Source organism: Candidatus Eisenbacteria bacterium (assembly GCA_016867495.1).
Classification (GTDB): Bacteria; Eisenbacteria; RBG-16-71-46; order CAIMUX01; family VGJL01; genus VGJL01.
The window spans coordinates 1-7,290 of sequence record VGJL01000128.1; the positions used below are offsets into that span (position 1 = coordinate 1).

Genomic DNA, 7,290 nt, shown 5'->3' on the forward strand with positions numbered 1-7,290 from the left:
CTCCCGACGGCAACTACACCATGACCTTCCGGATCTACAACCTGGAGTACGGGGGAACGGCGCTCTGGACGGAGGCCCAGACCCTCGCGCTCTCCGGAGGCGTGTACAATGCCACGCTGGGTAGCGTGACCACGCTCAACCTCCCCTTCGACGTCCAGTACTGGCTCGGAGTGCAGCTCAGCGGCGAGTCGGAGATGGTCCCCCGGGTGCGCCTGACGAGCGCCCCCTACGCCTACCGCGCGGTGATGGCCGAGGGGCTGGCCGGGGGCACGGCCGGGGACATCACCGCGGTCTACGCGAATGACGGCCTGATTGGCGGCGCTTCGAGCGGCGACGCGCCGTTGAGCGTCGGAGCCGGCACCGGCATCCAGGTTTCGGCGGATGCGGTGGCTCTTGCTCCTTCATACGCCGACGGCAGCGCCCATGACGTGCGCTTCGTGAACGAGGGGCAGGGGAACTCCGTGTCGGCCGACATGGTCGCTCCGAACATCGTATCGAGCGTGGACGGGGTGAGCAATGACAGCGGCAACATCGACCTCATCGCCGGATCGAACATCACGATCACTCCGGATGACGCGAACAACCAGATCACGATCTCAGCCAGCGGTGGCGGGGGCGGGATCGGGGGCAGCGGCACGACGAGCTACCTCTCGAAGTTCACGGGAGCAACGACGATCGGCAACTCCCTCCTCTATGACAACGGATCCAAGGTCGGCATCGGTACGAGCAGTCCCTCATACCGCCTCACGGTCGCAAGCGTGGACCAGTTCAACGACGCCCAGATGCACCTCGCCGGGACTCGCTACCCCTTCTTGATGATTGGCCGCACGGACCCGACCGGCAAGGGCCAGGTCCGCTTCTCCTCGACGAACGGCACGACGTGGGCGATCAACGACGAAGAGGACGGAGTGCTCGGGTTCTCCTGGAGTCTCTACGGCCGCCCCTACCCGCTCGAGCTCTCCCGGAGCGCGCTCCGCTATCGCGCGCAGGAGTGGAGTCCGCTGTCCGGAGCAGCCTTCTCGGCCGAGTACGCCGGCGGGACGGCCGCCGACATCGCCGGCGTCCGGGGCTACAGCAGACCGGCGGACTACTACGGGATCGGCGGCGCGTTCGAAGGGGGCTACATCGGCGTGCAGGCGCAGGTCTCCCCGACGGGAAACTTCACGTACTACGGAGTGAAGTCGAGCGTCGACGGCTCCGGCGAGAAGTACGCCGTCTTCGCGACGGCATCCGGGGGACAAAGCGCCTGCGGCCTGTACGCCTCGGCCAGCGGCGCCAGCGGCTCGAACTACGCAGCCTGGCTCGATGGAGCAGTGGCCGTGACGGGCAATCTCTACGTCTTCGGAACGAAGGACTTCCGTATCGACCACCCGCTCGATCCGGCGAACAAGTACCTGAACCACTTCGCCATGGAGTCGGACGAGGTCTTGAACGCCTACGCCGGAAACGCAGTTCTGGACGGCTCCGGCGAGGCCTGGGTGACGCTGGCCGATTGGTTCGACGAGATCAACCGCGACCCGCGCTACCAGCTCACCTGCATCGGCGACCAGGCTCCCGTCTACATCGCCGAGGAGATCGCGGGCAACCGGTTCAAGATCGCCGGTGGCAAGCCGGGGCTCAAGGTCTCCTGGCAGGTTCTCGCAGTGCGCAACGACCCCACGGTTCGCAAGCTCGCCCCGCCCGTGGAGCAGGAGAAACCCGCGACCGAGCGAGGCAAGTACCTAGATCCGGAGTCGTACGGCATGCCCGCGAGCATGCGGATCGGGCTTCCGGAAGGAAAGAAGACCGAATGAGCGCGCATGCAGCGGCAAGAGCGGCTTGCGCGCGGACCAGTCGATCCCGCAGCAGATCGCGCGAGGCCGAGAAGAAATCCGGAGGGCATTCGTCATGGAGGCAACGATGAGGACGAGAACACATTCAACGACGGCGGCGGGTCTGAGGAGAGTGGCGGCCGAAATCCTGGTGACTCTCGCCATCCTGTCGGTAGTCGGCGCGACCACAGTCTCCGCGCAGATCCCGCGGACGGTCAGCCATCAGGGCCTGCTCACGCTCCCTGGAGGCTCGGCGGCGCCCGACGGCAACTACACCATGACCTTCCGGATCTACAACGTCGAGGGGGGCGGCACGGCCCTCTGGACCGAAACCCAGACCCTGTGGGTCGGCGGAGGCGTCTACAACGCCACCCTCGGTAGCGTGATCACGCTCAACCTCCCCTTCGATGTGCCGTACTGGCTCGGGGTGCAGCTCAGCGGCGAGTCGGAGATGGTCCCCCGCGTGCGGCTGACCAGCGCGCCGTATGCCTACCGGGCCGTGGTGGCCGAGGGGCTGGCCGGGGGCACGGCCGGCGACATCACCGCGGTCTACGCCAACGACGGCCTGACCGGCGGCGCGACCAGCGGGGACGCGCCGCTGAGCGTCGGCGCCGGGACGGGCATCCAGGTTTCGGCGGATGCGGTGGCTCTTGCTCCTTCATACGCCGACGGCAGCGCCCATGACGTGCGCTTCGTGAACGAGGGGCAGGGGAACTCCGTCACCGCCGAGATGGTCGTGCCAAACATGGTCGGCGCGGTGGACGGAGTGACCAACGACGGAGGCAACATCGACCTGATCGCCGGCGCGAACGTAACCATCACCCCGGACGACGCGAACAACCAGATCACGATCTCAGCGAGCGGGGGTGGGGGCGGGGACATCACGGCGGTCACCGCCGGTAACGGCCTGGTCGGCGGCGCGCAGTCCGGGGACGCCACGCTCCATGTGGGGGCCGGCGTGGGAATCACCGTGGGGACGGATGTCGTCGCGCTCAGCCCGTCTTACTTCGACGGCAGCGCGTACGACAGTCGGTTCGTGAACGAGGGGCAGGGGAACTCGGTGACTACCGACATGGTCCAGCCGAGCATCGTCTCGAGCCTCGACGGGGTGACGAACGACGGCGGCGACATCGACCTGATCGCGGGATCGAACGTGACCATCACCCCGAACGACGCCAACAACACGATCACGATCGCCTCGACCGGGGGAGGGATCGGCGGGAGCGGCACCTGGAACTACCTGCCCAAGTTCACCGGCCCCACGACCCTCGGCAACTCCCTGGTCTGGGACGACGGCTATCGGGTGCAGATCACCAGCGGCAATCCCGAGACGACCTGGCCCACCTTCCTCTCGGTCTACAACGGTCCCAACTCCGACATCGTGGCCGTCGAGGGCCAGAGCGTGCCGGCCGACTACTACGGGATCGGAGGCAAGTTCACGGGTGGGTATAAGGGATTGGAAGCGATCGTGAATCCGACCGGGTACGGCGGCGGCTACTACGGGGTGATGAGCAGTGTGGTCGGCGGCCACGGCAACAACTACGGGCTCTACGTGACCGCGAGTGGCGGCCAGGCCAACTACTCCGCGTACCTGGGCGGAGACGCCTACGTGTGGGGCAATCTGTACTGCTCCGGGACCAAGTCCTTCCGGATCGACCACCCGCTGGATCCGGCGAACGAGTACTTGAATCACTTTGCGGTCGAGTCGGACGAGGTCCTGAACACGTACCGGGGCAACGCCGTGCTGGACGACGCCGGAGAAGCCTGGGTGGAGCTGGCCGACTGGTACGACGCCGTGAACCGGGATCCGAGCTACCAGGTCACCTGCATCGGCGGACACGCCGCGGTCTACATCGCCGAGGAGATCAAGGGCAACCGGTTCAAGATCGCCGGCGGGACGCCCGGGCTCAAGGTCTCATGGCAGGTGACGGCGATTCGCAACGATCCCACACTGCACAAGCTCGCGCCACCGGTGGAGCAGGAGAAGCCCGCGTCCGAGCGAGGGAAGTACCTAGATCCGGAGTCCTACGGGATGCCGGCGAGCCTGAGGATGGGCCGCCCCGAAGAGAAGACCTCGACTCAGCGCTAGCGCATCTTCCGCGCGGCGCGGCCGGCGAGGTGCGAAGCGGTCGGGGCGTCCCCTGCCCGCGGGACGCCCCGATCTTCACGCCTGAGCCCGGCTGGAGACTGGTGCAAGGCCTGGCCCGGAGTCCGCCCCGAGCCGGGCCTTGACCGCCTCGGGCCCCGCCCGCAGTCTGTGCCGGCATGGTTGATGGAGAACCCGCCGGCCGGACGCCGCCCCGCTCGGGTCCCCCGATCCGCCTCGCGTTCGGAGCGGGCGGCTGGGTGCTGGTCCTCTCCGTGCTCTTCATCAGCGCGATCGTCTTCTGGCGCCCGCACCTGCACAGCGTGCTGCCCGATGGGCTATGGGTGGCGGACTCCTCCGTGGGCGGGGGGGCTGTTGGGCCGTTGCGCTTCGAGCCCTTGCCCGCGCCGACGACGGCGGAGGTGGAGGAGTTGGCCGCGACGGTGGCTCGGCGTCTGATGGGTCGGGTGGTTGCGGCCTGGGAAGCGCGGGGCAGCGACTACTTGGATCCCGAGCTTGCGGCTCTATGCGAGGCGTTGTTCTTCTCGAGGGATCCTCCTGTGGGCAAGCGGGAGGATCCTGAGCTGCCCGGCTTGGAGGGGGAGGGGATCCGCGGCAAGCCGCTGTGCGCGTCCATGGAGGGATTCTCTCTGCACGCGGCGCAAGCGGTCCCCTCGTGGGACCGTGAGGCGCTCGAGCGGTTGCTGCGTTACGGTCTTCGGGCTCCCTTTTGCCAGGAGCGGCTCTCCCTGCGGGAGGATGGCAGGGTGGTTTACCGGTTGCGTCGTCCCTGGCCGAAGGAGGGGGGAGCGACGCATCTGATCCTGGATCCCCTGGACTTCCTGCGCCGGCTGGCGGTTCTGGTCTCGTTCCCGTATAGCCATCAGGTGCGATACCACGGGGTTTTCGCGAACCGCAGTCGGATGCGGCGGTGCTTGCCCTCTGCTCCGTCGCGGGAGGATGCCGGCGCTGAGGCCCAGGCGCCTTGCGAGCTGGAGCTGCATGCCTCGGGGAGAGTGGGGGGCGAGGGAAGGGGGCAGAGGGCGGCATTCTCCGGCCGTCGCCGCATGCCGTGGGCGCAGTTGCTGCGCCAACTGTTGCACGTCGATGCTCTCTCCTGCCCTCGGTGTTCGACGGCGGCGAGGTCGATCCCGATGGTTGTGCTCGCTTTCCTGACCGATCCCGATGTGGTGGGCCGGATCCTGCGGCATCTTGGATGGCCGTGGGTGGCGCCCTCCTTGGCGCCCGCGCGGTTCAGTGGGTCTGAGGGCGGAGCCTATCCTGTCGACGTCCGGTGGAGGTGACTTCTTGGAGCCGAGGGCGGGTTCGAGCTGCAGGAGGGCTGCGCAGGGGGGCGAGGAGGCCGTGAGCGAGCGCGCCTCGTCACCTTGAGCGCTCCTCCCGGGGTCGGTAGAGTGGTTCGCGGGTGACCGAAGCGGGGGAAGGCGCGATGAAGTGTCCTTATCGGCCCGGCCACCTCTGCCTGGCGAGTCTTCACGCGACGAGCGCGAGCCAGGCGCTGGAGCGGATCCTGAGCTTCTTCCGTCAGTCTCGCCACGCCGAAGTCCTCATGGGGCTATCGCTTAATCTCCGCGGGATCGTCTCCCAGCGGCTCGTCATCGGAAAGGACGGGAAGCGGCTGCCCGCCGTGGAACTCCTGATTGACACCCCGCGGATACGCGAGCTCATCAAGAAGGGTGACATAGGCGGACTGAAGGAGGCGATGGTTCAGGGTTCTCTCGAGGGCAACCAGACCTTCGACATGAACCTCTACGATCTTTACGCGACAGAGAAGCGCTGAAGATCCGCGAATTCTAGATCCTGCCCTGCCTCGCATCGGGCTGATCGGCCCCGTCGTAAGGACGAGCGCCGTCCGCCATGAGGGCCGAGCGCACCCTCCGTCGATCCGCTCGGCGTCGACCCTCTGCCTCCTATTGAGTAGTCCTCCATGAGTCGCTAGAATCGTTCGCGGGCAACCGAAGGGGCCGAGGAACGACGATGCCATCCATGCGGGCGATCTGGTTCATCGAAGCGGACGGCGATGCCGGCATCAGGTGCCGGTCCCAGGCTCCCATTGGCGTTGATTCAATCGGCGCGCCGTCCAAGGCGCTCAGCCCCACGTTGCTGTGGTTTGTCACGGCTCTCCTCCTCGCGGTGACCGCCCCCGGAGCCGCTGTCGCGGGGCATGCGGAGCGCGACCTACCCGGCAAGCTCCTCATCGGGTACTGGCACAACTGGGCGGGCTGGCCCGTCACCCTGCGTCTGACGGAGATCCCGGCCTCCTACGACGTCGTCGTGGTCGCCTTCGCAACACCCACGGTCCCTGCCGGGGCGACCATGCGTTTCGCGCCCGACCCGGGCATCTATCCGACAGGCGGGGAGTTTGTCGCCGATGTCCAGGCGCTGCAGGCTCAGGGGAAGAAGGTGCTGATTTCCATCGGCGGCGGCGCGGACCCGATCACCGTGGACGACCCCACCGACGCCGCCAGCTTCGTCACTTCCATGAGCGGCATCCTCGATCAGTACGGATTCGACGGCGTCGACGTCGACCTCGAGGGGGGATCCCTGGCCCTCGATCCGGGCGACGATGACTTCCGGTCTCCTACGAGCCCGCGCATCGTCTACTTCATCGAGGCCCTGTCCACGCTCATGGCGCTGTACCCCGGCCATCTGCTGTCCGCCGCGCCTGAGACCGCGCAGGTTCAGGGAGGCTACCAGGCCTATAGCGGCATCTGGGGGGCCTACCTGCCGGTGATCCACGCCCTCCGCGAGCGCTGGTCCTTCATCCACGTGCAGCACTACAACACGGGGTCGATGTTCGGCAGGGACGGGAACATCTACGAGCCGGCGACAGCGGACTTCCATGCGGCCATGGCCGAGATGCTGCTGGCGGGCTTCACGGTGGACGTCTGGGACAGAGCGATCCCGTTTCCGCCCCTGCGCCAGGATCAGGTCGCCATCGGACTGCCCGCAGGACCTCAGGCGGGAGGCGGGTACACGCCGCCGGATCTCGTGCACCAGGCGCTGGACTACCTGATCCGCGGGATTCCCTTCGGCGGCCGGTACGAGCTTGCGAATCCAGACGGCTACCCGGCCTTCCGAGGATTGATGACCTGGTCGATCAACTGGGACTCGTACTATGGCTACGAGTTCTCCCGAAGCCACCGGACCTACCTGGATGGCCTGACCATCTCAGTTCCGGAAGAGGACGATCCAGACGCGTCGAGCGAGCTAGCGGAGCTGAGGGCCTTCCCGAATCCCGCCCGGAGGGACATCGCCGTCCGCTACCGGCTCCGTGGGGACGCCGAGGTCGAGTGCGAGCTCTTGGACCTCCGCGGGCGATCCGTCCGCGGTCGCATCTGTCAATCACGGTCGGCCGGAGAGCATGTCATC

Annotated in this window: 4 protein-coding genes; all 4 read left to right on the forward strand. The window is 67.2% G+C overall.

Annotated features, from left to right (window positions below; genetic code table 11):
• Positions 1-1,899 precede the first annotated feature (1,899 nt).
• Positions 1,900-3,900 carry a hypothetical protein gene (locus FJY88_10335; GenBank protein ID MBM3287729.1) on the forward strand — a complete coding sequence of 667 codons (2,001 nt, stop codon included), beginning with the start codon at positions 1,900-1,902 and terminating at the stop codon, positions 3,898-3,900.
• Positions 3,901-4,076: 176 nt separating this feature from the next.
• Positions 4,077-5,201 carry a hypothetical protein gene (locus FJY88_10340; protein ID MBM3287730.1) on the forward strand — a complete coding sequence of 375 codons (1,125 nt, stop codon included), beginning with the start codon at positions 4,077-4,079 and terminating at the stop codon, positions 5,199-5,201.
• A gap of 146 nt (positions 5,202-5,347) precedes the next feature.
• A complete protein-coding gene (locus tag FJY88_10345) occupies positions 5,348-5,698 on the forward strand; it encodes a hypothetical protein (protein MBM3287731.1) in 351 nt (116 codons plus the stop codon).
• Between the two features lie 197 nt (positions 5,699-5,895).
• Positions 5,896-7,290, forward strand: a 1,395-nt coding sequence (locus FJY88_10350; protein ID MBM3287732.1) for a chitinase, incomplete at its 3' end; no start/stop codon positions are given.

What these genes read in the sequence shown, in the direction of transcription:
- FJY88_10335 (MBM3287729.1), top strand. Translation starts at nt 1,900, where the DNA reads ATGAGGACGAGAACACATTCAACGACGGCGGCGGGTCTGAGGAGAGTG.
- FJY88_10340 (MBM3287730.1), top strand. Translation starts at nt 4,077, where the DNA reads ATGGTTGATGGAGAACCCGCCGGCCGGACGCCGCCCCGCTCGGGTCCC.
- FJY88_10345 (MBM3287731.1), top strand. Translation starts at nt 5,348, where the DNA reads ATGAAGTGTCCTTATCGGCCCGGCCACCTCTGCCTGGCGAGTCTTCAC.